The sequence below is a fragment of the Maricaulis sp. genome, assembly GCF_048269565.1.
Taxonomy (GTDB): Bacteria; Pseudomonadota; Alphaproteobacteria; order Caulobacterales; family Maricaulaceae; genus Maricaulis.
In genome coordinates this window covers 81,278-104,487 of sequence record NZ_JBLXIK010000005.1, presented here as the reverse complement: position 1 = coordinate 104,487, position 23,210 = coordinate 81,278, and the positions used below count along the sequence as shown (strand labels likewise).

The following is a 23,210-nucleotide window of genomic DNA, read 5'->3' as shown; positions in this document are numbered from 1 at the left end:
GGCGCGGCGCTACAGCGAAAACGTCCCGACGATCGGGATGTGGTCCGAGGCCTTGGGCTCGCCGCGGGTCGCCTTGTGGATCTCGATGCTTTCCAGATGATCCGCCGCCTGCGGTGAGCACAGCAGATGGTCGATGCGGATGCCATGGCCCTTGTTCCAGCGGCCGGCCTGGTAATCATAGAATGTGTACTGGTGGGCGCGCCCATCGAGTTGTTCGAAAGCTTCGGTCAGGCCGAGCCATTTGAGGCGGTCGAAGGCGGCGCGGCTTTGCGGCAGGGCGAGCGCGTCCGTCTCCCACACTTCCGGATCCCAGCAATCGCTGTCGCGCGGGATGACATTGTAATCGCCGGCCAGGATGAGCGGTTCTTCCAGCTTGAGCAGGCCTTCGGCATGACGCGCGAGGCGGTCCATCCAGGCCAGCTTGTAATCATATTTCGGGCCCGGCGCCGGATTGCCATTGGGCAGATAGATCGAGGCGACACGGACCGGGCCATTCGGCGCCGAGATCACGGCCTCGAGATAGCGCGCCTGCTCGTCGGTCTCATCGCCGGGCAGGCCGGGCAGGGTCTCCTCGATCGGGAATTTCGAGAGGATGGCGACGCCGTTATAGGTCTTCTGGCCATGGGTGATGATGTTGTAGCCGAGCCGCTCGATCTCCTCGCGCGGAAAGCCCTCATCAACGGTCTTGATCTCCTGCAGGCAGACAATGTCCGGCTTGGCTTCGCTGAGCCAGTCGAGCACATTGGGCAGGCGGGCCTTGATGGAATTGACGTTCCAGGTCGCGAGGGTCAGGGTCATGGCGGTTCGCTTCGCTTTGGCGGCAGAGGACCCGCACCTTAGGCGATTTGCGGCTCGAGTGAAGCCGCGGGCGGCACGAATGAACAGGGATGGGCAGGCGCGTGCACGATGAAACCGACGAATTCGACACAGCCCCGGCGGCCGGACCGGGCCGGGCCTGGCTGATTTCCGCCAGCGTGGTGATTATCGCCTTCGGCTTCGCCTCCTCGGTGATGTGGGAGACGGCCGGGCTGATGCTGGCGGGCGGCAGCCTGCCGCCGCCGGCCGTGGCCTTTGCGGTCTATGCCGCCTGCGGGCCGCTGGCAGCCCTGCTGGCGCTGGTGATCGGCTGGCTGCGCTTCAATGGCGGCAAGCGGGGCTCGGCGCTGAAATGGATGATCGCGATTCCGGTGGTCTGGCTGATCGGTCTGTTGGGCTGGCTGGCGGCGCTGCAGGCCTTTTGCGGCGGGGCGCTGGTCTGCTCGGCCTAAAACCCGGCAAAACTCGCAAATTCATCGACATCCGCCCGCTCGGTGCGCGTCGCATTGACCGGCGCGTCCGGGTCGCCATGGCCCAGGGCGATGCCGCAGAACAGGGTGAAGTCGGCTGGGATGCCCACGGCGGTCTTCACCGTTTTGGGATAGATTGACCAGGCTTCCTGGGCGCATGTGGCCAGACCGGCCTCGGTGGCTGCGAGCAGGAAGGACTGGATGAACATGCCCAGATCCGACCATTGGCCCGGCTGCATGTCCTTGTGGATCGAGACAAACAATCCGACCGGGGCGCCGAAGAATTCGAAATTGCGCGCGACATGGACAAGGCGTGCCATCTTGTCCTCGCGTGGAATCTCCATCGCGGCATAGACGGCCTCGCCGCAGGCAAAGCGCCGGGCGCGCCAGGGATCGATGATCGGTTTGGGATAGATCTGGTATTCCGGCTCGGGCTCGCCAAACGGGTGTTCCGCCTGGGTCGCCCTGACCGCATCGATCACGCGCTGGCGCGCTTCGCCGGTGACGACATGGACCTGCCAGGGCTGGAGATTGCCGCCGGACGGGGCGCGGGCGGCGAGGGCGAGCAGTTCGCGCACCTGCGCTTCGCTGACGGGCGTGTCGAGATAGGCGCGCGTGGAGGTGCGGGCGGCGAGGGCCTCACGCACATCCATCAGACCGAAAAACTCGTGCCGCAGCCGCAGGCGGCAGTGGCATTGGGGTTGTGGATCTTGAAGGCGGCGCCGATCAGCTCGTCGACATAGTCGATCTCTGCGCCTTCGAGGAAGGGCAGGGAGGCCTCGTCGATCACCACCTTGGCGCCATCGCGCTCGAGCAGGAGATCGTCGGGCTGGACCTCGGTGTCGAGGTCGAACGTGTAGGAAAATCCGGAACAGCCACCGCCGACGACGCCGATGCGCAGCAGGCTGGCTGCCTCCTGCGCGGCGAGGATGGTATTGATCTGCCGGGCCGCATTGGCGGACAGTGTCACAGGTGTCGTCATGATCAGGCCATATCCGGCGTTCAGTTTAAGAGCTTGATGTTCTATATGGACCCGCACCGGTGCTGATGAAAGGCCCAAGCGACATGATGATAGCGGCCAATGACCGGTTTCGCGCCCCCTATGCCTGCCACCCGGCGCAATCGCGGGGGCGGCTCTTCCCCCAGCCCGGCAGCGCGATGCGCAATGCCTTCCAGCGCGACCGCGATCGCATCATCCATTCCGGCGCCTTCCGGCGGCTGAAGGAGAAGACCCAGGTCTTCGTCGCGCATGAGGGCGACCAGTATCGCACCCGCCTGACCCACTCGTTGGAAGTCTCGCAGATCGCACGCACCCTGGCGCGGGCGCTGGGCGGTGATGAGGATCTCGCCGAGGCGCTGGCGCTGGCGCATGATCTCGGCCATCCGCCCTTCGGCCATTCCGGCGAGCGGGTGCTGGCGGAAAAGATGCAGGATTTCGGCGGCTTCGATCACAACGCCCAGACCTTGCGCGTCGTCACCAAGCTGGAGGTGCGCTATCCGGAATTCGACGGCCTCAACCTGACCTGGGAAACCCTTGAGGGCGTGGTCAAGCATAACGGCCCGCTGATGCCGGCCGATGGCGATGGCTCCGGCCTGGCCTGGGCCTTCACCGATTACGAGGACTGGCGGTCGCTGGAACTGCACACCCATTCCGGCCTCGAGGCCCAGATCGCGGCGCTGTCTGACGATATCGCCTATAATAATCACGATCTTGATGACGGCTTGCGTTCCGGCCTGCTGGAGCTGGAACCGCTGCTCGAGCTGCCACTGCTCGGTGATATCTTCCGCCGCGTCGACAAGCGCTGGCCCGATATCAAGCGCAATGTCCTGATCCATGAGGCGGTGCGCGAATTGATCGGCCTGATGGTCGGCGATGTCCTCGACGAGACCCGACGGCGGCTGGCCGAGACGCAGCCGCAGAGCGCCGATGCGCTGCGTCAGCTCGACCGGCCGATGGTGGCGTTTTCCGACGGCATGCTGGAAATTCTCGCGGCGCTGCGGCGGCATTTGTTTGCCAATATGTATCGCCACTACAAGGTCAATCGCATGATGAGCCAGGGCCAGCGGGTGATGAGCGATCTGTTCGATCTCTACCTCTCCGATCCCGGCGTACTGCCACCGGATGTGCGCTCGGGCATGGGCGCACCGGGTTCGGCGCAGACAGCGCGGGCGGTTTGCGATTATATCGCCGGGATGACCGACCGTTTCGCGGTCGAGGAGCATCGCCGCCTGTTCACGGTCCAGGGCTATTTCTAGCCGCGGGCCGCGAACGCGCTGAGAGTTCGCTAAATCGGTGCTCGAGAGAGTGCTATTGTTTTGTTGCACCGCGCGATTCGTGCGGCGCAGGATCAGACGCCAGGATGCCATGACGGATCAGGACGACGATGCTCGCCTCGGGGCCTATGCTCCACCGACCGACGAGTTCGCCACTTTCGATGCGCGCGACGAGGATTCGCGCCGCGGCCCGCTCTTGCTGGCGGCGGCCTTTGCGGTGTTCGTGCTGTTTCTCGGCGTCGTCTGGAGCGCCTATAATCAGGGCCTGCGCGAAAGCGGCCGTGATGGTGCGCCGCGGCTGCTGGCCAATACCGAGCCCTATCGCGAGCGCCCGCTCGATCCCGGCGGCGAGCAGACGCCCGATACCGACATGGATGTCTATGACCGCCTGACCGGCGAGGATCACAGCGACGAGACCGTCACCACGCGTCCCGGTCCCGAGGAGCCGTTGGAGGAAAATCGTCCGGCCTTGCGGATCGAGACCGTCGATGCCGATCAGACCGGTGATCAGCCCGAGCCCGAGCCCGCGCAGACCACAGATGTGATCCCGCGCCAGGCGCCTGATCGCCCGGAGCCGGCGCCGCAGCGCGCTGAACCGGAAACGCCGCCGGCCACGGTCGTGCGCCAGCCGGAGCCCGAGCCTGAACCCGAGCCCGTCCCGGCGACAGCCGGCATCGCTGTCGATACCAGCGGCAATTGGGTGGTGCAGATCGCCTCCTTCCGCTCCCAGGACGATGCCGAGGCGGCCTGGCTGGCCTTCCGCACCCGTTTTTCCAGCATTGCCAGCGGCGTCGTGCCCGATGTCGTCGAGGTCAATATCCCCGAGCGCGGCACCTATCATCGCCTGCGCATCGCCGCCTTTGCCAGCCGTGACGAGGCCGTTGCCTATTGCGCGCGGCTGCAGCAGGGCGGGCAGGATTGCCTGGTCGCGCGCCGATGAGCATCAGTGCCGCGATTTACGGATTGTCGGGGCCCAAGCTCACGACGGTCGAGAAGGCCTTCTTCCGCGATGCCGATCCCTGGGGCTTCATCCTGTTCGCGCGCAATATCGACGGGCCGAAACAACTCGCCCGCCTGACCGGCAGTCTGCGCGATGCGCTCGGCCGCGATGTGCCGATCCTGATCGACCAGGAGGGCGGCCGCGTCGCCCGGCTCAAGCCACCGACCTGGCGCAAGGCGCCGCCGGCACAGGTGTTTGGCGATCTGTTCGAGCGCGAGCCGGAAGCGGCGATCGCGGCGGTTCGGCTCAATCACCGCCTGCTGGCGCACGAGCTGCGCGGCGTCGGCGTTGATGTCGATTGCGCGCCGGTGCTCGATCTGCGCATTCCCGGCGCCGACGATATCATCGGCGACCGCTCCTTTGGCGAGACGCCCGATATCGTCGCGCTGCTGGGTCAGGCGGCGATGGACGGGCTGATGGCCGGCGGCGTTGCGCCGGTGATCAAGCATATTCCCGGTCATGGCCGCGCCGATGCCGACAGCCATCTGGCGCTGCCGCGCGTCACCGAGGAGCATGGCCTGCTGTCGGAGACGGACTTTGCCGCCTTCCGCAAGCTCAACAAGGCGGTGATGGCGATGACGGCGCATATTGTTTATGCCGATATCGACCCGGAAAACCCGGCCACGACTTCGCCGGACGTGGTCGGCAATGTGATCCGCGGCGAGATCGGGTTTGACGGTTTTCTGATGACCGATGATCTCTCGATGAAGGCGCTGTCAGGCACATTCCGCCAGCGCGGCGAGGCCTCGATCCGCGCCGGCTGCGATGTTCTGCTACACTGCAATGGGGATCGCGGCGAAATGCGCCAGGTCGCCGAAGCGGCGCCGCGCCTGGCCGGCAAGGCGCTGGAGCGGGCCGCGCTGGCCGAGCAGGCGCGGGACACAATCGAGGATTTCGACCCGGAAACCGGCGAATCAGAGCTCAATGCGCTGCTGGAGCTGGCCAGACGGTGAGGGTGGCGTGAACGAGGAGTTCGAGGAAGAGCTGAAATTCGAGGCGGCCGAAGAGGCCGAGACGGATGCGCTCGTCGTCGATCTCGATGGTTTTGAAGGCCCGCTCCACCTTCTGCTCGCGCTGGCGCGCAAGAAGAGGATCGATCTCGCCCGTATCTCGATCCTGGAACTGGCCGAGCAATATCTGGGCTTCATGGCCGCGGCGAGCCGCAAGCGGCTCGATCTGGCGGCCGATTATCTGGTGATGGCGGCCTGGCTCGCCTTCCTCAAATCCAAGCTCCTCCTGCCCAAACCGCCCAAGGATGACGATGCGCCGGTCGAGGTGCTGGCGCAGGCGCTGGCGTTCCGGCTGCGGCGGCTTGATGCGATGCGCGCGGCGGGCGAGGCGCTCTATGCCCGGCCGCTGGAAGATCGCGATGTCTTCATGCGCGGCGCTCCGGAGGGGGTGCGTTCGACCCGCTCGGTGATCTATGAGGCCGATCTGCACGATCTGCTCTCCGCCTATGCGACGCGGCGAACGGCGCGCATCCGCTCGAGCTACCGGCCTTATGTGCCGCGGGTTTACGGTCTGGAAACTGCGCGCGAGCGGCTGGAAACGCTGTTGCCGCAGGTGAAGGAGTGGCGCGAGTTTGATACGCTGCTGCCGGACGCAGGCGATCTTGGCGAGGATCCGCCGCCGTCGAATTCGGTGCGCGCCAGCTCGGTGCTGGCAGCGCTGGAAATCACCAAGGACGGGCATGCGCGGCTGCGGCAGCGTGAGCCCTATGCGCCGCTTTATGTGCGTGGCTGCGACAGGGATGAGACCATCGATGAGTGATGATGACGAGACCCGTATGGCCGATCCGATCTCCGACGCGATCGCGAGCCTGCGCGCCCGTGCCGTGCATCAGGGTCCGGTTGATGACCGCGAGGCGTCCGAGGCGCTGGGCCTGCGTCTGGCGGTGGATACCGAGCGCGAAAATCTGCGCCTGCTCGAGGCGTTGCTGTTTGCCGCCGCCGAACCGCTCGACGAGGAAACCCTGATCGGGCGGCTGCCGCTGGAAGCCAATATCCAAGAATTGCTGGCCAGCCTGGCTGCGGAATATGCCGAGCGCGGCGTGCGCCTGGTCGAGGTCGGCGGGCGCTGGCGATTCGAGACGGCGCCGGATCTGGCCGAGGCCCTCAATGAGGTGCGCCAGGAACCGCGCAAGCTGTCGCAGGCGGCGCTCGAGACCCTGTCGATCATCGGCTATCACCAGCCGGTGACGCGGGCCGAGATCGAGGAAATTCGCGGGGTTGCCGTGTCCAAGGGCACGCTGGACCTGTTGTTCGAACTGCGCTGGATCCGGCCGCGCGGCCGCCGCCGCACGCCGGGCCGGCCTTTGACTTATGGTACCACGCCGCGCTTCCTGGAATATTTCGGTCTCGCCTCGATCGGTGATCTGCCGGGCCAGGCCGACCTGAAGGCTGCCGGCCTGCTCGATGCCCGCATTCCGGCTGATTTCTTCGTGCCCGATCCGGGCCGCCATGAGGACGGGAGTGCTGACGAGGATCCGCTCGATGAAGAGGATCAGCGCACATTTCATGTCGACTTCATGGATGATGATGGCGATGCTGAGAGCGAAGATATCTGAACCCCGCATTGGACGGGGCCGGGTAACTGGATTAGACCTTGTGACAATTGGTTAGACGGAGGGGCAAATGGCTCCCGGAATGTGGCAAATCCTTCTCGTCGTATTGCTCGCGGTGCTGCTGTTTGGCGGCCGCGGCAAGATTGCAGCCGTCATGGGCGATTTCGCCAAGGGCATCACCAGCTTCCGCAAGGGGCTGAAGGATGAGGAAGAAGACGGCGAAGGCGATGACGCCGCCGCGCCTGCACCCGGCCTCGACGCCGCGGCGCGCGAAGACGAAAAAACCGGAGTTTAACCGTCATGGCGCCCGGCATCGGAATGCCGGAAATGCTTGTCGTGCTGGTTCTGGCCCTGGTCGTGGTCGGGCCGCAACAATTGCCGGTGCTGATGCGCCGGATCGGTCGTCTGCTGGGCCAGGCGCGCGGTATGGCAAGGGATTTCCAGGCCAGCTTCGACGAACTCGGCCGCGAGACCGAACTGTCGGATCTGCGCAAGGAAATCGAAGCCCTCAAGCGCGGCAATCCGATCGAGGAAATCGGCGGCGAGCTCGACAAGACGGCGCTTGAACTCCAGAATGACAAGATCCGGCAATTGAAAATGGCCAGCGCCAACCGTATTGGCGATGCCGGCTTCGGTGCGCCGCAGCCGCCGCGTCCTGCCCCGTCCAAACCGGCCCCGTCCAAACCGGACTCCACCGGGGCCGAGCCTGTTGCGCGGCCGGATGCCGCCGAAGCCTCCAGGGACACCGAATAGCCCCCATGGCCGAGATTGAACACGACGAGGTGGAGTCGAGCCGCGCGCCGCTGATGGATCACCTGATCGAGCTGCGTCAGCGCCTGCTGTTGGTGATCGCCTTCCTGACGGTCGGTTTCATCGGCTGTTTCCTGATCTCCGGCCTGCTGTATGAGTGGCTGCTCGCGCCCTATAGCCAGGCGGCTTCGCTGGTGCGCGGCGTACCGGTCGAGGAACTCGAACTGACGGCGAATTTCTTTGCGCCGCTGGAATTCTTCTTCGTCAAACTCAAACTCTCCCTGGTCGGCGCCATCATGGTGACCTTTCCGGTCATCGCCTGGCAGGTCTATGCCTTCGTCCAGCCGGGCCTGTACAAGAATGAGCGCGGTGCCTTCGCGCCCTTCCTGGCCCTGTCGCCGGTCCTGTTCGCGGCCGGGGTGAGCTTTGTCTATTTCCTCGTATTGCCGATGGTGATGCGCTTCTCGCTCGGACAGGAACAGGCCAGCGCCGGGCCGGGGATATCGATCGAGCTTCTGCTCAATGTCTCCGACTACATGAATCTGATCACGACGCTGATGCTGGTGTTCGGGATTTCCTTCCAGATGCCGATCCTGATGATGCTGCTGGCCAAGGCCGGGATCATCAATTCGAAACAGATGCTCGGCAGCTGGCGTTTCGCCGTCGTCGGAATTGCCCTGTTCGCGGCCTTCGTGACGCCGCCCGACCCGATCAGCCAGATCATGCTCGGCTCGGCCCTGCTGCTGCTCTTCTTCATCTCTGTCGGGCTGATGCGATGGATGGAGCCGAAGGCGACCGAGGTCGACGAGACCTGATCTGGCTTGCGCGGCCCGGTTTACGCAAACGGCGGCTGGGGCTATAGCCCGCTGACAGTTTGTTGAACCTGGATCACCGCCATGCACGATATCAAGCTCATCCGCGACGACGCGAGCGCCTTCGACGCCGCCCTGGCCCGCCGGGGCATGGAGCCGCAATCACCGGTCCTGCTTGATCTCGATGCCAAGCGCCGCGAAGCGCTCGGCCGCCAGCAGGAGGCCGAGACCGAGCGCAATGCCCTGTCCAAACTGGTCGGGCGTGCGAAGGCGAGCGGTGATGAGGCGGAATTCAACCGGCTGCGCGGCGAGGTCGACCGGCTCAAGGCCGTGCTCGAGGAAAGCAGCGAACAGGCGAAGCATTTCGACGAGGCGCTGAGCGAGCATCTCGCAGCCCTGCCCAATCTGCCCGAGGCCGATGTGCCGCTGGGCAAGGACGAGAACGACAATGTCGAAATCCGCCGCTGGGGCGAGCCGAAAGCCTTCAATTACGAGCCGAAAGACCATGTCGATCTCGGCGAGGGGCTCGGCCAGATGGATTTCGAGGCCGCTGCGGCCCTGTCGGGTGCGCGCTTCGTCGCTTTGAAGGGCGGGCTCGCCCGGCTGGAACGCGCCCTGGCGCAATTCATGCTCGACCTGCACACCGGCGAGCATGGCTATATGGAAGTCAGCCCCCCTTATCTGGTGCGCGATGACGCCATGTTCGGCACCGGCCAACTTCCCAAATTCGCCGATGACCTGTTCCGCACCACCGATGGCCGCTGGCTGATCCCGACGGCGGAAGTGCCGCTGACCAATCTGGCGCGCGAGGCGATCCATGATGAGGCCGCGCTGCCGATGCGGATGACCGCCTATACGCCCTGTTTCCGCGCCGAAGCCGGCTCGGCCGGCCGCGATACGCGCGGCATGATCCGCATGCACCAGTTCCAGAAGGTCGAAATGGTCTCGCTGGTGAAGCCGGAAGACAGCGCCGCCGAGCTCGACCGCATGACGGCCTGCGCCGAAAAAGTCCTGCAATTGCTGGAATTGCCCTATCGGGTGATGCTGCTGTGCAATGGCGATATGGGTTTTTCGGCCAAGCGCACCTATGATCTCGAAGTCTGGCTGCCGAGCCAGGACGCCTATCGCGAGATCTCCTCCTGCTCCAATTGCGGTGAGTTCCAGGCCCGGCGGATGAATGCGCGCTACCGCAAGGAGGGCGAGAAGAAGCCGGCCTTCCTGCACACGCTCAACGGTTCCGGCGTCGCCGTCGGCCGCGCCATGCTCGCCGTGATGGAAAACCACCAGAACGCCGACGGCTCGATCACCATCCCCGCCGTGCTGCGCCCCTATATGGGCGGGCTGGAGCGGCTTGGGGCGTAGTTTATCCCGGGTGTAACGCTGATCATCCCCGGGTGTGTGCTTGGGTGATACGCTGGTGTCCGGCCTGTCGAAGGAAAAGTACAAGAAAACCAGGCGCATGGTGCGTTTCCGGGTTGGTTTCCTGTCCATTTTGCCGAGTCTCCGCCTGCCGCGTCGTTGACGTCCCCGCCAGTATACGCGCGCGGCGCGGCAGGCGGATAAGGGCAGGGCGGGAGACCGATTATCCGCCGACAGCTGCTGCCTTGAGTGATTATCCCAATCAATGCAAACTCTTGTCATCCCTGACGGATGCCCGGCATCAGCCGGGCGGAAATCAGGGACCCAGACGCTCCAGGGGCTGGGTCCGCGCTCTGCGGCCCGATCAAGTCGGGCCATCCGGCGGGGATGACAAGGGGGTGGGCAAGTTGTGAGAAAGCGGGCCACAGCGCCCTGTCCCCGCCTTAAACCTTATGCCGAGATCAAGCCACCGGGGCTCAACGCCGTCAAGGCGCATGCCCGCTTCGCGGCGGCCTCTGGCCGGCCTTGACGGCGTTGAGCCCCGGTGGCCCACTCGCAGGCAAGAGATTTATGGGTTGGTGGAGGCGGAGGGGCTTTCAGCTTCAGCCGAGTCTCAGGGTGCGGGAGATGGGACAAGTATGAAACGGTTTTTCGGTCTGATCGTGGAAACGGCACGGTCACTCGCCTTGTTTTATGGTCTCGCAGTTCTCGTCGCCCTTGTGCTCGGTGTCCTTTTGGGCAATCCGATCTCGATTATTGCCCTTGCCGGTGAAGCGCTTGTTGCGACCGTCATCTTTTGCCTCCTCACGCTCTATCTCCCACTCCAGTTTGTGGTGAGAGCCCTTGGTGCAACGTCGCGGGCTGTCTTGCTGATTTTACCGCTCGGCCTGGTAGTCAGTCTCCTGGTGGGGCTCATCGGCTATACATTGATCGCGCAGGCCCCAATCAGCGCAGAGGCTTGGCAGGCATATTTGAGTTGGGTGACAACGGTGATCCTGTTTCTCCCTCTCAACTACCGGATTGTCCTAAACCGGACGGCCCGCGCCGCAGCTAGCGATTGTCCGGACTAGGTGCTTACCCCTGCAGCTTCGTATTCGCCCGCAACCAAGGCTCCAGCTCCTCGAAACAGAAGCGCCCCTCGTCATAGAGCGGCACCACAAACGCATACAGCGCCTGCGTCGAAGCCGTCAGCTCGACCTCGTTGAGCCCGAGGAAGACGTGCATCGCGTCGAGTGCAGTGCGCTTGTTGCCATCAACAAAGGGATGGTTCTGCGACAGGCTTTCCCAGAGTGCAGCAGCTTCCTCGATCACGTCGCGATAATAGCCTGATTGCGGGCGGTGCAGGGCGGCATCAAGCTGGCCGGGATCGCGCAGGCCGTGAGCGCCTCCGATACGCTCTATCAGCGCAGCGTGAATTTCCATCACGTCGCGGGCATTGAGATATTCGCGGCTCACTCGGCCAGCTTCTTGTAGACCGCCTCGTATTTGGCGACGGAGGCCTCATGGAGTTCCATGATCCGCGCCCGGCGATCGCCGGCCTTCCGGGCGGCGAGCAGGGCGGCAACGGCCTCCTCGATCAGGGACTGGATCTGGCGGCCCTCGGTTCTGGCTTGCAGACGCAGCTCGGCGAGGATGGCGGCGTCCATCTGGGTGGCGAATTTTTCGCGCGGCTGCTCCATGGCGGGATCCTTCCGATGAGTTTGCTTATCAAGATATATCATGATCGATGGCGGCTGTGGAGCCCCGACCCCCGCCACCGCATCGCGCTATGTCCAGCGCGCGCTCCATCGTCTAGAACCGGCCACCGACAAACGCCGCCATGAAAGACGCCCGCCATGATCCCGAAGACCAATCCGCGTATTTTGCTGACCAATGATGATGGCGTGCATGCGCGCGGGCTCAAGGTGCTTGAGGCGATTGCGCGGGAATTGTCGGATGATGTCTGGATCGTGGCGCCGGCGCTGGAACAGTCGGGGGCAGGGCGCTCGCTCTCCTTGCACGCGCCGCTGCGGATTCGCGAATATGACGAGCGGCGCTTCTCGGTGTCCGGCACGCCGACCGATGCGGTGCTGATCGGGGTGCAGGATCTGGTCAAGGGCAAGAAGCCGGACCTGATCCTGTCGGGCGTCAATCGCGGCCAGAATATCGCCGAGGACGTGACCTTCTCCGGCACGGTGGCCGGCGCGATGCAGGGGATGCAGCTGGGGATTCCCTCGGTCGCCCTGTCGCAGGCCTATGGTTTCAAGAAGGGTGATCCGATCGAGTGGGAGACGGCGCAGACCTTTGGCGCGCCGATCCTGCGGCGGCTGTTCGATCTGAAATGGCCGGACGATGTGCTGATCAATATCAATTTCCCCGATGCCAAGGTGGAAGACGTCACCGAAGTCGAGGTCACCCGCCAGGGCCGCCGCGACCAGCATATCCTGCATGCTGAACACCGGCTCGATCCGCGCGGCGAGGATTATTACTGGCTCGCCTTCAAGGGCCTGCTCTCCAACCCGCCCGAGGGCGTCGACCTGCGCGCGGTGTATGAGGGCAAGATTTCCGTGACGCCGCTGCACATGGACCTCACCCATGGCGAGACACTGGGCAATCTCAAACGCATGCTGGGCGGCGCGCCGCCGCGCAGCTGAGAACGGACCGCTCGATGTCTGACACGATGAAAATGCCCGATCCGCGCATGATCCAGCTGGTGATGGCGCTGCGCGGTGGCGGGGTGACCGATGCGCGCGTGCTCGCCGCGATCGAGCGCACACCGCGCGATCTCTTTGTGCCGGAGCGTTTCGGCGACCAGGCCTTTGATGACCGGGCCCTGCCGATCGATTGCGGCCAGACCATCTCCCAGCCCCTGATCGTGGCGCTGATGACCCAGGCCCTCAAGCTCGACGATCGCGCCAAGGTGCTCGAGATCGGCACCGGCTCGGGCTATCAGGCCGCCGTGCTGTCGCGGCTGGCGCGGCGGGTCTATTCGGTCGAGCGCTATCGCACCCTGTCGAAAGAGGCCGAGGCGCGCTTTGCCGCCCTGCGGCTCAACAATATCACCACCCGCGTCGGCGACGGCACGCTGGGCTGGCCGGAACAGGCGCCGTTCGACCGCATCATCCTGACCGCCTCCGCCCCGGTGCGCCCCGATGCCATCCTGGCCCAGCTCAAGGATGGCGGCATCGCCATCGCCCCGGTCGATCGCGGCACCAAACAGGTGCTGGTGCGCTATCAGCGCGAGGGCGAGGAGCTGACCTCGAACGACATCATGGATGTGCGCTTCGTGCCGCTGGTGAAGGGCGAGGCGAAAGCGCTCTAGGCGTTTTCGCGTACAGACATCATCCAATAAAGCTGCGCCAGGATGACGAGGAAAGGCGGGTCTTCGCTATCTTTCGCATTTCCCGCGCATGGCTAACCGCCGGTTAAGCCTTCTCTGGCTTGATACGACCGGAACGAGTAGCCGGAGGTGTGTGTCGGGACGATGCGCTGGAGTGTTTTGATCTGCGTTATGGCGGCCCTGGGAGCAGGGCTGGCGGGGTGTTCTTCAACGCCGCGTGAGCCTGCGCGCGTCGATTATCGCAGCGGTTCCAGCTATTCACCCACGGCCGCGCGCACGGCCCGCGCCGCCTCGCCGGCCTGTTCCGGTGGCAGTTATACGGTGCGCTCGGGCGACACATTGTCGGAGATTGCCGAAAGTTGCGGCGTCGAGATGTCGGCGCTTGCAAGCACCAACCGGCTGAGCCGTCCCTATACGCTGCGCCCTGGCCAGACCCTGTCGATGCCCCAGCCGGCGGTGCATGTCGTGCAGCGCGGCGAAAATCTCTACCGGATCGGGCTTCGCTACGACATTCCCTTCCAGCAACTGGCCAGCCATAACGGCATTCCCGCGCCCTATGAGCTCGAGATCGGCCAGTCGATTCAGCTGCCGCGCGGCGCCACGGTCGCCGCCTCTGCATCGCGGCCCAGCACCCCGACCACGAGCTATCGCCGGCCAACGCAGGCCCCCGCGACCCAGCCGACGGTGCAGCCTGTCGCCAATGCCGCCGTCAGTTTTGACTGGCCGATCCGTGGCACGGTGCTGTCCGGCTTCGGCCGCAAGCCCGATGGCAGCCGCAATGACGGCATCAATATCGCCGCCCGGACCGGCGATGAGGTCCGCGCCGCAGCGGCCGGCCAGGTTGTCTATGCCGGTTCGGAACTGGCCGGCTATGGCCAGCTTGTGCTGCTGCGCCATGATGGCGGCTTCGTCACCGCCTATGCCCACAACAGCCGCCTGATGGTGCGCGAGGGCGACCAGGTCACGCGGGGCCAGGTGATCGCGGCGGCCGGTTCGAGCGGCACGGTCGAGGTCGCCCAGGTGCATTTCGAGATCCGCCGCGGCGTCAATCCGGAAGACCCGATGCGCCATTTGCGCTGAGTGACGCAAATTTTCCTGCAGTCAGTCTTGTTGCAACCCGCTGCCGCCCCGATATAGTCCGGCCAAACTGAATCCGGCCTGCCCCGCGCTGCGGCAGGCTACCGGCAAGCGGAGCCCAGCATGAATCTCCAGACCATTCTCGAATCGCCGATCCCGATGCTCGTCCTGATGGGCCTCGTCTTCTATTTCCTGCTGATCCGTCCGCAACAGAAGCGCGCCAAGGAACACCGCGACATGATCGAGGCGCTGAAGCGCGGCGATGTCGTCGTTACCCAGGGCGGGCTGGTCGGCAAGGTGATGAAGGTCGAAGAGGCCGAGGCGGTGATCGAACTGTCCAAGGGCGTCGAGGTCCGGCTCATCAAGCACACGATTGCCGATGTCCGTAACCGGACCGAGCCGAAGCCGGCCAATGATGCGGCCAATACCTGAACGCTCCTGCTGAACAAGGTTCGCCGTCATGCTGCAATTCGGGCGCTGGAAGCTTTTTTCCATCTTTGCCATCATTCTTCTGGGTGTGCTGTACTCGATTCCGAACCTGGTACCGCAATCCGAGCGCTACAGCGTCAACGAGATCGACAATTCGCTCGAACCGCGCGGTATCTGGCGCTGGATTCCCAGTAGCACCGTCAATCTCGGCCTCGATTTGCAGGGCGGTTCCCATATCGTCTTTGAAGTGAACATGGCCGAGGTTCGCGCTGGCCAGCTCGAAACCCTCGCTGCCGATGCCCGCCAGACCTTGCGCGGCAGTACTCCACCGCTGCTGGCCCGCAGCGTTGCGGTGATCGGCGAGGAAGTCGTGGTGCTGATGGCGCGGGCCGATGATCGCGATGCCGCCTTTGAAACCCTGTCCGAACTGTCGCAGCCGGTCACCACGACGCTGGGTCAGCCCGGCCTGGCGCAGACGCTGAATATCCGCCGCGACCCGAGCGATGCCAATGCCATCCGCATCAGCGTGACCCCGGAACAGCTCGAGGCGATCCGCACCCGCACCGTGACGCAGTCGATCGAAGTGATCCGGCGCCGTCTTGACGGGCTGGGCACGACCGATCCGACGATTGCCCGCCAGGGCGATACGCGGGTGCTGGTCCAGGTTCCCGGCGCCAGCGACCCCGACGCCATCATCGCCATTGTCGGCGCCCAGGCGAGCATGAGCTTTCACCTCGTCGACGAGACCATCAATCCCGGCCCCAATGGCCAGGCGCGCGTGCCGCCGGGCCGCACCATCTATCCGATGGCTGACAGCAATCCGGTGCAATATCTCGCCGTCGAGACCGCCTCGCGCCTGACCGGTGAAAACCTCACCCAGGCCAATGTCACCACCCACCCCAATTATGTCGGCCCTGTCGTCGGTTTCCGTTTCGACACCCAGGGCGCGCTCGTCTTCGGGGACATGACGCGGAATAATCGCGGCAAGCAGTTTGCGATCGTGCTCGACGGTGAAATCATCACCGCGCCGACGATCAATGAACCGATCCTGTCGGGTTCCGGCGTGATTGGCGGGAGCTATAATTACGAGACGGCGCAACAGCTCGTCGTGCTGCTCAATGCCGGCGCCCTGCCGGCCTCGCTGACCCCGGTCGAGCAACGCACCGTGCTGGCGAGCCTCGGGCAGGACCAGATCGAGAGCGGCACGATGGCGGTGTTGATCGGCTTCCTCGCCGTCATCATCTTCATGATTGCCGCCTACGGGATTTTCGGCGTCTTCGCGACGATGGCGCTGCTGGTCAATGTCATCCTGATCATGGGCGGATTGTCGGGCCTCGGCGCGACGCTGACCCTGCCGGGTATCGCCGGTATCATCCTGACGATCGGTATGGCGGTCGATGCCAATGTGCTGATCTATGAGCGTATCCGTGAGGAGAACAAGCTCGGTCGCACGCCGGCCAATGCGCTGCAGGCCGGTTATGAGCGCGCCCTCTCGGCGATCATGGACGCCAATGTCACCACCTTCATCGCGGCTGCGGTGCTCTATCTGCTCGGGGCCGGCCCGGTGCGTGGTTTCGCGATCACGCTGGGTATCGGTATCATCACCTCGGTCTTCACCGCCTTTGTCTTCTCCCGCCTGCTGGCGGTCATCTGGCTGCGGGCGCTGAAGCCCAAAGCCATTCCGCTGTAGGAGAGGTTTTCCCATGTCACTTGCCCTGATCAGATTTCTGCCCACCACGGCGAATCTCCCCTTCATCAAGATCCGGATGTGGGCGATCGCGTTTTCGCTCCTGCTGGTGCTTGGCTCGCTGTTCGAATTCGCCAATGTCGGGATCAATTTCGGTATTGATTTCCGCGGCGGGATCCAGACCGAGGTTCGCACCGAAGAGCCGGCCGATGTCGAGGCGATGCGCACGGTGGTTGGCGATCTCAATCTGGGCGAACCGCGGATCCAGCAGACCGGCGATCCGCACGAAGTGCTGATTTCCCTGCCGCTGCAGCCCGGCGAGGGCCTGGAAGGCGAGGAAGCGCAACAGGATGCCCGCCGGGCGCTGGAAGCGGCGCTCGAATCCAGTTTCCCCGACATCGAGCTGCGCGGTACAGATGTGATCGGCGGCTCCGTCTCCGGTGAGCTGGTGGTGAAGGGATTCATGGCGGTCTCGCTCGCCCTGTTCCTGATGCTGATCTATATCTGGTTCCAGTTCGAGTGGCAGTTCTCCGTCGGCGCCATCCTGGCCCTGACCCATGACGTCATCGCCACAGTCGGCATGTTCTCGGTCACGCAGATGACCTTCGATCTCGCCACCGTCGCGGCCATCCTGACCATCGTCGGCTATTCGATGAATGATACCGTGATCGTGTATGACCGGATCCGGGAAAATCTTCGCAAGTACAAGAAGATGCCTCTCGGTGAACTGCTCAACATGTCGATCAACGACACGCTCTCGCGCACCATCCTGACCTCATCAACGACGCTGGTGGCGCTGGTTTCGCTCTATCTCATCGGTGGCGAGGCGCTGAAGAGCTTCTCCTTCGCGATGATCTGGGGCGTGGTGATCGGGACCTATTCCTCGATCTTCGTCGCCGCACCGCTCCTGCTCCTAGTCGGGGTCAAGCGCGACGCCAACGAGAATGATTGACAACCCGGTTTGCGTCCGGGCTATCGCCAGACGCGAATTGCTGTAAATTCCCCAGTGAAGACAAACATTATTTCCTGGGGAGGAAGCCATGCCTGCAATTCTGAGCAATCTGCGCGCGACCGTGCACATCTCGCTGCTGCTCGCGATCATCTATCTCGGCGCCTATGTGCTGACCGGCGGTATCGCGGTCAATGAGGCGCTCTGGACGGGGATTGCCCGCTGGACCCATGTCGTCTCGGGCATCATGTGGATCGGGCTGTTGTGGTATTTCAACTTCGTCCAGATCCCCAACATGCCGAACATCCCCGACGAGCAAAAGCCGGCCATCGGCAAGGTGATCGCGCCGGCGGCGCTGTTCTGGTTCCGTTGGGGCGCCTTCGCCACCCTCGTCACCGGCCTCGCGGTCGCCGGCATGCGCGGCTATACGGTCGAGGTGTTGAGCTTCGGTCTCGCGGCCGAGCACTATTCCCCGCAATACAGCTTCATCGGGATCGGCATGTGGATGGCCATCATCATGGCCTATAATGTCTGGTTCATTATCTGGCCGAACCAGCAGATCGCGCTCGGCCTGGTCGAGGCCGATGCCGAGGCCAAGCCGAAGGCGGCGCGCACGGCGATGCTGTTCTCGCGTACCAATACGCTGCTCTCATTCCCGATGCTGATCGCCATGGCGATGGCGCAGACCGTATTTGGCTGACGCCAGATCCGCACGCAGCAATACGAAAGGCCCGCCGGTCATCCCGGCGGGCCTTTTTCATGGCGGGTTGTGGCTGGCCGTCCGGCTCAGTCGAAGGCAAAGCTGGCATAGACCAGCGGCCGGAACATGGCCGAGCTGCGCGGTTCGGGACGGTTGGGGCCGGGCTGGATCTGGGTCATCAGCACTGCGGCAACGCCGGTATTGGGGCTGATGAAGAAATCCGTGTCGAACAGGCCGCTCCAGGAATAGTCCCCGGTGATGCCGGCTGCCTCCTGGCCTTCGGCCGGCGACAGCGCCACCGCGCCGCCAAAGCCGAAACCGCGCGCGCCCCAGTCTTCGCCGAGCTGACCGGACGGGACCTGCGGCGAGGCGAGTTCGTGCACGGTCTCCGGGGACAGGATGCGGACCTCACCCAGTGCGCCGCCATTGGCCAGCATCATGGCAAAACGGATATAGTCCGAGGCGGTCGAGACCAGGCCGCCACCGCCGGACGCCCAGTCCGGTGTCGCCTGGTCGAAGGGCACCATGGCGCCACTCTCGTCATGGACATAGACCGGTGACATCTCGGCTTCGTCGAAATCGACATCCTCGTAGAAGAAGCCGGTCGAGCTCATGCCGAGCGGTTCGAACAGGCGGTTTTCCATAAACACTTCAAACGGCTCGCCCGAGACGACTTCAATCACGCGGCCGAGCACGTCGAGCGAATACGAATAGATCCAGCGCGTGCCCGGATCGGTATAGAGCGGCAGGGCGGCGAGTTGCTGCATCCGCGCTTCCAGATTGCCGCTGCCAGAATAGAGCGAGTTTTCCAGATAGAGCCGGCCGAGATCGGTCTCATTGTCGAAGATATAGCCCAGCCCGGCGGTGTGGGTGAGCAAATGCCGGATCGTGATCGGGCGCACCGGTGCGCGCGTCTCGATGACGCCGTCGCCATTGGCCATCGGGCTGACGGCCACCTGCACATCGGCGAATTCGGGAATATAGTCGGAGACCGGATCATCAAGCCCGAGCTGGCCGGCCTCGACCAGCATCATCACGGCCACGGCGGTCACCGGTTTCGACATCGAGGCGATACGCACCGGGCTGTCGATGGTGAAGGGCTCACCGGTTTCAAGATTGATCGCGCCGGCTTCCGAGACGAAGGCGACCCGGGTGCCGCGGGCAATGATGGCGGCATAGCCGGGGCGGGCGCCAGCGGCAGCGAGGGCGTCGAGCTGCTGGTCCAGCGCGGCGAGGCCGGCCGGGTCAAAACCCAGCGCGGCGGGATTTTCGACCGGAGTGAAATCCGGCGCTGCTATCGGCGCGGCTGCAAGCGCAGCCGTTTCAGGCGCGGGCGGCGCTTCGCTGGCGGTCTGTGCCGCCGGACCCGGAGTACACGCTGCCAGGCCCGCGAAAGCGAGCCCGGCCAGGAAGGAACGCAATTCCATGGAATTCCCCTCGGTATTTTTATCGATCAACCGAGGGGAAACCTAAGACGGGAAAGCGCGCTTGGCGAGATGCCGGGCAGACTATTTCGCGGCGGCCAGATTGGCAGCGGCGAAATCCCAGTTGATCAGGTGATCAAGGAAGGTGGCGATATAGTCGGGACGGCGATTTCGGAAATCGACGTAATAGGCATGCTCCCATACATCCATCGTCAGCAGCGGCGTCACGCCGGCCTCGGTGATCGGGGTTTCGGCATTGCCGGTCTTGCGGATTTCAAGCTTGCCATCTTTCAGCACAAGCCAGGCCCAGCCGGAACCGAACTGGGTCGCGCCGGCCGTGGCGAAGGCGGTCTTGAAGGCGTCGAAGGAGCCGAAATCGCGGTCGATCATCGTGGCCAGTTCGCCGGCCGGGGCACCGCCGCCATTCGGCGTCATCGAGCTCCAGTAGAAGGTGTGGTTCCAGACCTGGGCGGCATTGTTGAAAATGCCGGCCATGTCGGCCTCGCCAGCGCTGGCCTTGACGACGTCTTCCAGCGATTTGCCGGCCAGCGCATGGCCGTCCAGCAGCTTGTTGAGATTGGTGACATAGGCGGCGTGGTGCTTGCCGTGGTGGAAGTCGAGCGTCTCGGCGGAGATGTGCGGCGCCAGGGCGTCCTGGGCATAGGGCAGGGCAGGAAGGGTGAAGCTCATGGGATTTCTCCGTCGATAGCGTGTGTGACAAAACAGGTGCGCGCGGGGCGGGCGTCAGCGCCGCTCAATGCTATGAATGCATATGGCCCCCGGGCCACCAATGTCCACCGGAGGAGCGCATGAGCGCCGAGGATTTGTCGGTTTTACTGCAAAAATCCGATCCCGACCGGCGTCTGGCGGCCCTGTTTGCCCCGGCGCAGCTGCGCGTGCGTCTGTTCGCGCTCTACGCGCTGAACCATGAAATCGCCCGTATCGCCGACGCCACGAGCGAGAGTCTGATCGGCGAGATGAAGCTGACCTGGTGGCGCGAGGCGGTCAGTGACCTCTATCTCGAGACGCCCAAAGTGCGCCGCCATGCCGTCACCGAGGCGATGGCACCGCTGACGGACCGGCTGCCGCAGGCTGAACTGATCGATCTGATCGATGCCCGTTTCGACGATATCAGCGCTGCGCCGCATGCCGATCTCGATGCCCTGATGGATTATGTCGACCGCACCTCGGTGCGGCTGATCCGCCTGGCCCTGATCCTGACCGGGGGCGAACTGCCGCAGCAGCAGATCATCGATGCCGGCCGTGCCTGGGGGCTGACGGGCCTGATGCGCGCCTTCGCCTGGCGCGCCCGCATCGGCCGCGCCCCGGTCGCCGGCGATTATCTCACCGAGCTCGGCGGCACCCCCGCCATGCTCGCCCAGGGCCTCGGCTCCGGCAAGGCGAAGGCCGCGCTCCAGCCCGTGCGGGCGATCGCCGAGGATGCCGCGCGCGCCTTCCGGGCGGCCGGCGCGCTGCCAGTCGAGGCTGTGCCGGCGGCCGGCTATGCCGTGCTGACCCCAGGCTATCTGAAAAGCCTGCCGAAAAACCCGTTCGAAGTCCCGCCCGAACGCGCTTTGCTGGCGCGGCAGGCGCGGCTCAGCTGGCTGTCGCTGACGGGGCGCTAGTCTCCTATATGCTCGTCCAGGAAGCTTTCCAATTCGGTGAGAACCTGTGTGCGCATCTCGGCACTGCTCAGCCAGTGATCGGTATCGCTCATTTCAATGTATTCGAGATCGCCCCGGTTGCGGCGCAGGGCATCGCGCATGTCGCGGCTCTGCTCGATCGGGACGACGCTGTCGTCACGGCCATGCATCAACAGCACCGGGATATGGATGCGGTCGCCGTGATAAGCCGGTGAGACGGCCCGAAGCCGGGCCGTGCGACGGGTTTCATCGAGGCCATTCATGGCCTCATCCCAATAGGCGACGGTCCAGTGATCGCTGCCATGGCGGTCGCGGTCATAGCGCACCAGTGCGGCCAGGTCAGTGACAGGGGCAATCGCGGCGGCACAGCGATAGAGGTCGGGGGTGAAGGCGGCTCCGGCCAGGGCGGCATAACCGCCATAGCTCAGGCCGACAATGCAGATCCGGTCGGGGTCCGCGATATTGGCCTGGACCAGGGCGAGGGCGCCATCGCTGACATCATGCTGCATCAGCCCTGTGCCCCACTCGCCATAACCCGCCACTTCCCACTCCCGGCCATACCCGTCCGAGCCGCGGAATTGCGGCTGCATCACGGCATAGCCGCGCGAGGCGAGGAAATGCGCGAGATAGTCGAACCCGCCCGTGTCGCGGCTGCCCGGGCCGCCATGCGGCAGGATGACGGTCGGAAACGGGCCCTCGCCGTCCGGGGTGGTCAGATAGCCGGGTATCTGTGTGCCATCGCGCGCCGGATAGTGGATGTGCAGGCGCGGGCGCAATCCACCCAGGGCCAGATTGCCATAGGCGCTGCCGATCGCGGCGACATTATTGCTGGCGACGTCATAGAGATAATAGACCCGCGGCCGGGCGTCGCCCTCGGTCGAGACCACGAACCGGCTGCGATCACGCGACCAGCTCTCGATCCGCACCGATGCGCCACCGAAACCGGCCTCCAGCATGTCCTGTCGCGCCGTCAATTCCTCATCAAACCAGACATGCTCGTCGAACACATCGCTATAGGCCACGCCGACGACCAGATTGGTGTAGGGGTCGGTCAGCACGGCGCCGATATCATAGTCGTCATGGCGAAACAGCCGCCGGGTGATCTCACCGGTTTCGAGCGAGACAGCATAGAGGCCGCTGGTCGTTGCCCGGTCATTGCGGTTATAGGTCACCCGGACCGCCAGCGAGCCGTCCTCGATCAGCCCCCAGGTGGAATAGACCGGGCGGTCGGCATCTTCCTCCTCCAGGATGGGCGTCCAGCCATTGCCATCGCGCACCAAGATGCGCTGCGTGTCGCGGGCATTGGAGTAATCGACCCGGGCGACGGCCTCGCCATTGCGGTCGATGACCCAGTCGCGGGTGACGGTGCTGCCGCCGGCCTCGACGCGTGAGCCTCGCCGGGACGGGTCTGCGGCGAGCAGGTCGTAATTGCCGCCCTCATCCCTGGCCGGGATCAGGACATAGCCGTCCTCTGCGCTGATGCCGAGGACGCGCCCCATCCGGATATTGACCCCGGTCCGCCGCGACCCGCGCAGCAATTGACGAAAATCCAGTCCGTCCTCGACATCGAAGGCCAGAACGGCGGAAAAATCGACCACGCCGCGAACCCGCTGGGTATTGGCCGCTTCACTGGCCGAGAGCAGCAGGGTGCGATCATTGGCCCAGAGCATGCCTTCCGGCCTGATGCCGCTGACATTGGCGAGCTGGTCCTCGCCGCTCGCCAGATCGCGCACGACCAGGATGCGGCGGCCTTCGTAATTGCTGAGAAAAGCGATCCGCTGCCCGTTCGGCGACAGGGTCACCATGTCCATATGCGGCATTTGCGCAAACAGCTCGAGCGCCGGTGGCGCCTCGGTTTGGGCCGGGCTGGTGCTGCAGGCGAACAGCGCGACAGCAAGGCCGGCCAAAGCTGATCTGAACATGTAATTCCCCCGATTT

Annotated in this window: 27 protein-coding genes; 19 read left to right on the top strand and 8 right to left on the bottom strand. The window is 64.4% G+C overall.

The window, feature by feature from the left end:
• Positions 1-9: 9 nt before the first annotated feature.
• Positions 10-798 carry an exodeoxyribonuclease III gene (locus ACN0YL_RS11065; protein WP_417498015.1) on the bottom strand — a complete coding sequence of 263 codons (789 nt, stop codon included), beginning with the start codon at positions 796-798 and terminating at the stop codon, positions 10-12.
• A gap of 101 nt (positions 799-899) precedes the next feature.
• Here ACN0YL_RS11065 and ACN0YL_RS11060 point away from each other — a divergent pair, with 101 nt between their 5' ends.
• Entirely contained in the window at positions 900-1,268 is a 369-nt protein-coding gene (locus ACN0YL_RS11060) for a hypothetical protein (protein ID WP_417498014.1), read from the top strand.
• On the opposite strand, the gene ACN0YL_RS11055 is transcribed toward ACN0YL_RS11060, so the two are convergent.
• Positions 1,265-1,939: a nitroreductase family protein gene (locus ACN0YL_RS11055; protein WP_417498013.1), complete on the bottom strand. Its 675-nt coding sequence runs from the start codon at positions 1,937-1,939 to the stop codon at positions 1,265-1,267. The genes ACN0YL_RS11060 and ACN0YL_RS11055 overlap by 4 nt on opposite strands.
• A complete protein-coding gene (gene erpA / locus ACN0YL_RS11050; RefSeq protein WP_417491478.1) occupies positions 1,939-2,268 on the bottom strand; it encodes an iron-sulfur cluster insertion protein ErpA in 330 nt (109 codons plus the stop codon). Before erpA ends, ACN0YL_RS11055 begins: the two co-directional genes overlap by 1 nt.
• 65 nt (positions 2,269-2,333) lie before the next feature.
• On the opposite strand from erpA, the gene ACN0YL_RS11045 reads away from it, so the two are divergent.
• From ACN0YL_RS11045 to ACN0YL_RS11000, 10 genes are all read left to right on the top strand, one after another.
• Complete coding sequence (locus ACN0YL_RS11045; RefSeq protein WP_417491479.1) at positions 2,334-3,542, top strand: deoxyguanosinetriphosphate triphosphohydrolase; 1,209 nt, start codon at positions 2,334-2,336, stop codon at positions 3,540-3,542.
• 109 nt (positions 3,543-3,651) lie between these two features.
• Complete coding sequence (locus ACN0YL_RS11040; protein ID WP_417498012.1) at positions 3,652-4,500, top strand: SPOR domain-containing protein; 849 nt, start codon at positions 3,652-3,654, stop codon at positions 4,498-4,500.
• Positions 4,497-5,513, top strand: a complete 1,017-nt coding sequence (gene nagZ / locus ACN0YL_RS11035; protein WP_417498011.1) for a beta-N-acetylhexosaminidase — start codon at positions 4,497-4,499, stop codon at positions 5,511-5,513. The genes ACN0YL_RS11040 and nagZ overlap by 4 nt, the downstream gene beginning before the upstream one ends.
• 7 nt (positions 5,514-5,520) lie before the next feature.
• Complete coding sequence (locus tag ACN0YL_RS11030; RefSeq protein WP_417498010.1) at positions 5,521-6,330, top strand: segregation and condensation protein A; 810 nt, start codon at positions 5,521-5,523, stop codon at positions 6,328-6,330.
• Positions 6,323-7,126, top strand: coding sequence for an SMC-Scp complex subunit ScpB (gene scpB, locus ACN0YL_RS11025; RefSeq protein ID WP_417498009.1), 804 nt, complete (start codon positions 6,323-6,325; stop codon positions 7,124-7,126). The genes ACN0YL_RS11030 and scpB overlap by 8 nt, the downstream gene beginning before the upstream one ends.
• 79 nt (positions 7,127-7,205) lie before the next feature.
• Positions 7,206-7,418 (top strand): twin-arginine translocase TatA/TatE family subunit, encoded by a 213-nt coding sequence (locus ACN0YL_RS11020; protein ID WP_339741872.1) that lies wholly within the window; start codon positions 7,206-7,208, stop codon positions 7,416-7,418.
• A 5-nt stretch (positions 7,419-7,423) separates the two neighbouring features.
• On the top strand, positions 7,424-7,876 hold the full coding sequence (gene tatB / locus ACN0YL_RS11015; protein ID WP_417498008.1) for a Sec-independent protein translocase protein TatB: 453 nt from the start codon (positions 7,424-7,426) through the stop codon (positions 7,874-7,876).
• 5 nt (positions 7,877-7,881) lie between these two features.
• Entirely contained in the window at positions 7,882-8,688 is an 807-nt protein-coding gene (tatC, locus tag ACN0YL_RS11010) for a twin-arginine translocase subunit TatC (protein WP_417491485.1), read from the top strand.
• A gap of 81 nt (positions 8,689-8,769) precedes the next feature.
• Positions 8,770-10,047, top strand: a complete 1,278-nt coding sequence (gene serS / locus ACN0YL_RS11005) for a serine--tRNA ligase (protein WP_417498007.1) — start codon at positions 8,770-8,772, stop codon at positions 10,045-10,047.
• A gap of 635 nt (positions 10,048-10,682) precedes the next feature.
• The gene (locus ACN0YL_RS11000) at positions 10,683-11,114 is read left to right on the top strand and encodes a hypothetical protein (protein ID WP_417498006.1); all 432 of its coding nucleotides are present in this window, start codon (positions 10,683-10,685) and stop codon (positions 11,112-11,114) included.
• A 4-nt stretch (positions 11,115-11,118) separates the two neighbouring features.
• On the opposite strand, the gene ACN0YL_RS10995 is transcribed toward ACN0YL_RS11000, so the two are convergent.
• Both ACN0YL_RS10995 and ACN0YL_RS10990 read right to left on the bottom strand, forming a co-directional pair.
• Positions 11,119-11,499 (bottom strand): type II toxin-antitoxin system death-on-curing family toxin, encoded by a 381-nt coding sequence (locus ACN0YL_RS10995; protein ID WP_417498005.1) that lies wholly within the window; start codon positions 11,497-11,499, stop codon positions 11,119-11,121.
• Positions 11,496-11,723 (bottom strand): hypothetical protein, encoded by a 228-nt coding sequence (locus ACN0YL_RS10990; RefSeq protein WP_417468978.1) that lies wholly within the window; start codon positions 11,721-11,723, stop codon positions 11,496-11,498. Before ACN0YL_RS10990 ends, ACN0YL_RS10995 begins: the two co-directional genes overlap by 4 nt.
• A 156-nt stretch (positions 11,724-11,879) precedes the next feature.
• Here ACN0YL_RS10990 and surE point away from each other — a divergent pair, with 156 nt between their 5' ends.
• From surE to ACN0YL_RS10955, 7 genes are all read left to right on the top strand, one after another.
• A complete protein-coding gene (surE, locus tag ACN0YL_RS10985) occupies positions 11,880-12,677 on the top strand; it encodes a 5'/3'-nucleotidase SurE (protein ID WP_417498004.1) in 798 nt (265 codons plus the stop codon).
• Positions 12,678-12,691: 14 nt separating this feature from the next.
• Positions 12,692-13,345 carry a protein-L-isoaspartate(D-aspartate) O-methyltransferase gene (locus ACN0YL_RS10980; protein ID WP_417498003.1) on the top strand — a complete coding sequence of 218 codons (654 nt, stop codon included), beginning with the start codon at positions 12,692-12,694 and terminating at the stop codon, positions 13,343-13,345.
• Positions 13,346-13,534: 189 nt separating this feature from the next.
• Complete coding sequence (locus ACN0YL_RS10975; RefSeq protein ID WP_417491490.1) at positions 13,535-14,443, top strand: peptidoglycan DD-metalloendopeptidase family protein; 909 nt, start codon at positions 13,535-13,537, stop codon at positions 14,441-14,443.
• Between the two features lie 120 nt (positions 14,444-14,563).
• The gene (gene yajC, locus ACN0YL_RS10970) at positions 14,564-14,872 is read left to right on the top strand and encodes a preprotein translocase subunit YajC (protein ID WP_417468981.1); all 309 of its coding nucleotides are present in this window, start codon (positions 14,564-14,566) and stop codon (positions 14,870-14,872) included.
• 28 nt (positions 14,873-14,900) lie between these two features.
• On the top strand, positions 14,901-16,559 hold the full coding sequence (gene secD, locus ACN0YL_RS10965) for a protein translocase subunit SecD (protein WP_417468982.1): 1,659 nt from the start codon (positions 14,901-14,903) through the stop codon (positions 16,557-16,559).
• A gap of 13 nt (positions 16,560-16,572) precedes the next feature.
• Positions 16,573-17,508 carry a protein translocase subunit SecF gene (gene secF / locus ACN0YL_RS10960; RefSeq protein ID WP_417491492.1) on the top strand — a complete coding sequence of 312 codons (936 nt, stop codon included), beginning with the start codon at positions 16,573-16,575 and terminating at the stop codon, positions 17,506-17,508.
• Between the two features lie 88 nt (positions 17,509-17,596).
• Positions 17,597-18,205, top strand: coding sequence for a urate hydroxylase PuuD (locus ACN0YL_RS10955; RefSeq protein WP_417491493.1), 609 nt, complete (start codon positions 17,597-17,599; stop codon positions 18,203-18,205).
• Positions 18,206-18,291: 86 nt separating this feature from the next.
• Here the strand turns inward: ACN0YL_RS10955 and ACN0YL_RS10950 are convergent, their stop codons facing one another.
• A complete protein-coding gene (locus tag ACN0YL_RS10950) occupies positions 18,292-19,632 on the bottom strand; it encodes a serine hydrolase domain-containing protein (RefSeq protein ID WP_417498002.1) in 1,341 nt (446 codons plus the stop codon).
• Between the two features lie 81 nt (positions 19,633-19,713).
• Complete coding sequence (locus tag ACN0YL_RS10945; RefSeq protein WP_417498001.1) at positions 19,714-20,319, bottom strand: superoxide dismutase; 606 nt, start codon at positions 20,317-20,319, stop codon at positions 19,714-19,716.
• Between the two features lie 119 nt (positions 20,320-20,438).
• On the opposite strand from ACN0YL_RS10945, the gene ACN0YL_RS10940 reads away from it, so the two are divergent.
• Positions 20,439-21,254 carry a squalene/phytoene synthase family protein gene (locus ACN0YL_RS10940; protein WP_417498000.1) on the top strand — a complete coding sequence of 272 codons (816 nt, stop codon included), beginning with the start codon at positions 20,439-20,441 and terminating at the stop codon, positions 21,252-21,254.
• On the opposite strand, the gene ACN0YL_RS10935 is transcribed toward ACN0YL_RS10940, so the two are convergent.
• Positions 21,251-23,194 (bottom strand): alpha/beta fold hydrolase, encoded by a 1,944-nt coding sequence (locus ACN0YL_RS10935; RefSeq protein WP_417497999.1) that lies wholly within the window; start codon positions 23,192-23,194, stop codon positions 21,251-21,253. The two genes, ACN0YL_RS10940 and ACN0YL_RS10935, sit on opposite strands and share 4 nt — an antisense overlap.
• Between the last annotated feature and the right edge of the window lie 16 nt (positions 23,195-23,210).

Coding starts and splice junctions, on each gene's coding strand:
- ACN0YL_RS11065 (WP_417498015.1), bottom strand. CDS start 798: ATGACCCTGACCCTCGCGACCTGGAACGTCAATTCCATCAAGGCCCGC.
- ACN0YL_RS11055 (WP_417498013.1), bottom strand. CDS start 1,939: ATGGATGTGCGTGAGGCCCTCGCCGCCCGCACCTCCACGCGCGCCTAT.
- erpA (WP_417491478.1), bottom strand. CDS start 2,268: ATGACGACACCTGTGACACTGTCCGCCAATGCGGCCCGGCAGATCAAT.
- ACN0YL_RS11045 (WP_417491479.1), top strand. CDS start 2,334: ATGAAAGGCCCAAGCGACATGATGATAGCGGCCAATGACCGGTTTCGC.
- ACN0YL_RS11040 (WP_417498012.1), top strand. CDS start 3,652: ATGACGGATCAGGACGACGATGCTCGCCTCGGGGCCTATGCTCCACCG.
- nagZ (WP_417498011.1), top strand. CDS start 4,497: ATGAGCATCAGTGCCGCGATTTACGGATTGTCGGGGCCCAAGCTCACG.
- scpB (WP_417498009.1), top strand. CDS start 6,323: ATGAGTGATGATGACGAGACCCGTATGGCCGATCCGATCTCCGACGCG.
- ACN0YL_RS11020 (WP_339741872.1), top strand. CDS start 7,206: ATGTGGCAAATCCTTCTCGTCGTATTGCTCGCGGTGCTGCTGTTTGGC.
- tatB (WP_417498008.1), top strand. CDS start 7,424: ATGGCGCCCGGCATCGGAATGCCGGAAATGCTTGTCGTGCTGGTTCTG.
- tatC (WP_417491485.1), top strand. CDS start 7,882: ATGGCCGAGATTGAACACGACGAGGTGGAGTCGAGCCGCGCGCCGCTG.
- serS (WP_417498007.1), top strand. CDS start 8,770: ATGCACGATATCAAGCTCATCCGCGACGACGCGAGCGCCTTCGACGCC.
- ACN0YL_RS11000 (WP_417498006.1), top strand. CDS start 10,683: ATGAAACGGTTTTTCGGTCTGATCGTGGAAACGGCACGGTCACTCGCC.
- ACN0YL_RS10990 (WP_417468978.1), bottom strand. CDS start 11,723: ATGGAGCAGCCGCGCGAAAAATTCGCCACCCAGATGGACGCCGCCATC.
- surE (WP_417498004.1), top strand. CDS start 11,880: ATGATCCCGAAGACCAATCCGCGTATTTTGCTGACCAATGATGATGGC.
- ACN0YL_RS10980 (WP_417498003.1), top strand. CDS start 12,692: ATGTCTGACACGATGAAAATGCCCGATCCGCGCATGATCCAGCTGGTG.
- ACN0YL_RS10975 (WP_417491490.1), top strand. CDS start 13,535: ATGGCGGCCCTGGGAGCAGGGCTGGCGGGGTGTTCTTCAACGCCGCGT.
- yajC (WP_417468981.1), top strand. CDS start 14,564: ATGAATCTCCAGACCATTCTCGAATCGCCGATCCCGATGCTCGTCCTG.
- secD (WP_417468982.1), top strand. CDS start 14,901: ATGCTGCAATTCGGGCGCTGGAAGCTTTTTTCCATCTTTGCCATCATT.
- secF (WP_417491492.1), top strand. CDS start 16,573: ATGTCACTTGCCCTGATCAGATTTCTGCCCACCACGGCGAATCTCCCC.
- ACN0YL_RS10955 (WP_417491493.1), top strand. CDS start 17,597: ATGCCTGCAATTCTGAGCAATCTGCGCGCGACCGTGCACATCTCGCTG.
- ACN0YL_RS10950 (WP_417498002.1), bottom strand. CDS start 19,632: ATGGAATTGCGTTCCTTCCTGGCCGGGCTCGCTTTCGCGGGCCTGGCA.
- ACN0YL_RS10945 (WP_417498001.1), bottom strand. CDS start 20,319: ATGAGCTTCACCCTTCCTGCCCTGCCCTATGCCCAGGACGCCCTGGCG.
- ACN0YL_RS10940 (WP_417498000.1), top strand. CDS start 20,439: ATGAGCGCCGAGGATTTGTCGGTTTTACTGCAAAAATCCGATCCCGAC.
- ACN0YL_RS10935 (WP_417497999.1), bottom strand. CDS start 23,194: ATGTTCAGATCAGCTTTGGCCGGCCTTGCTGTCGCGCTGTTCGCCTGC.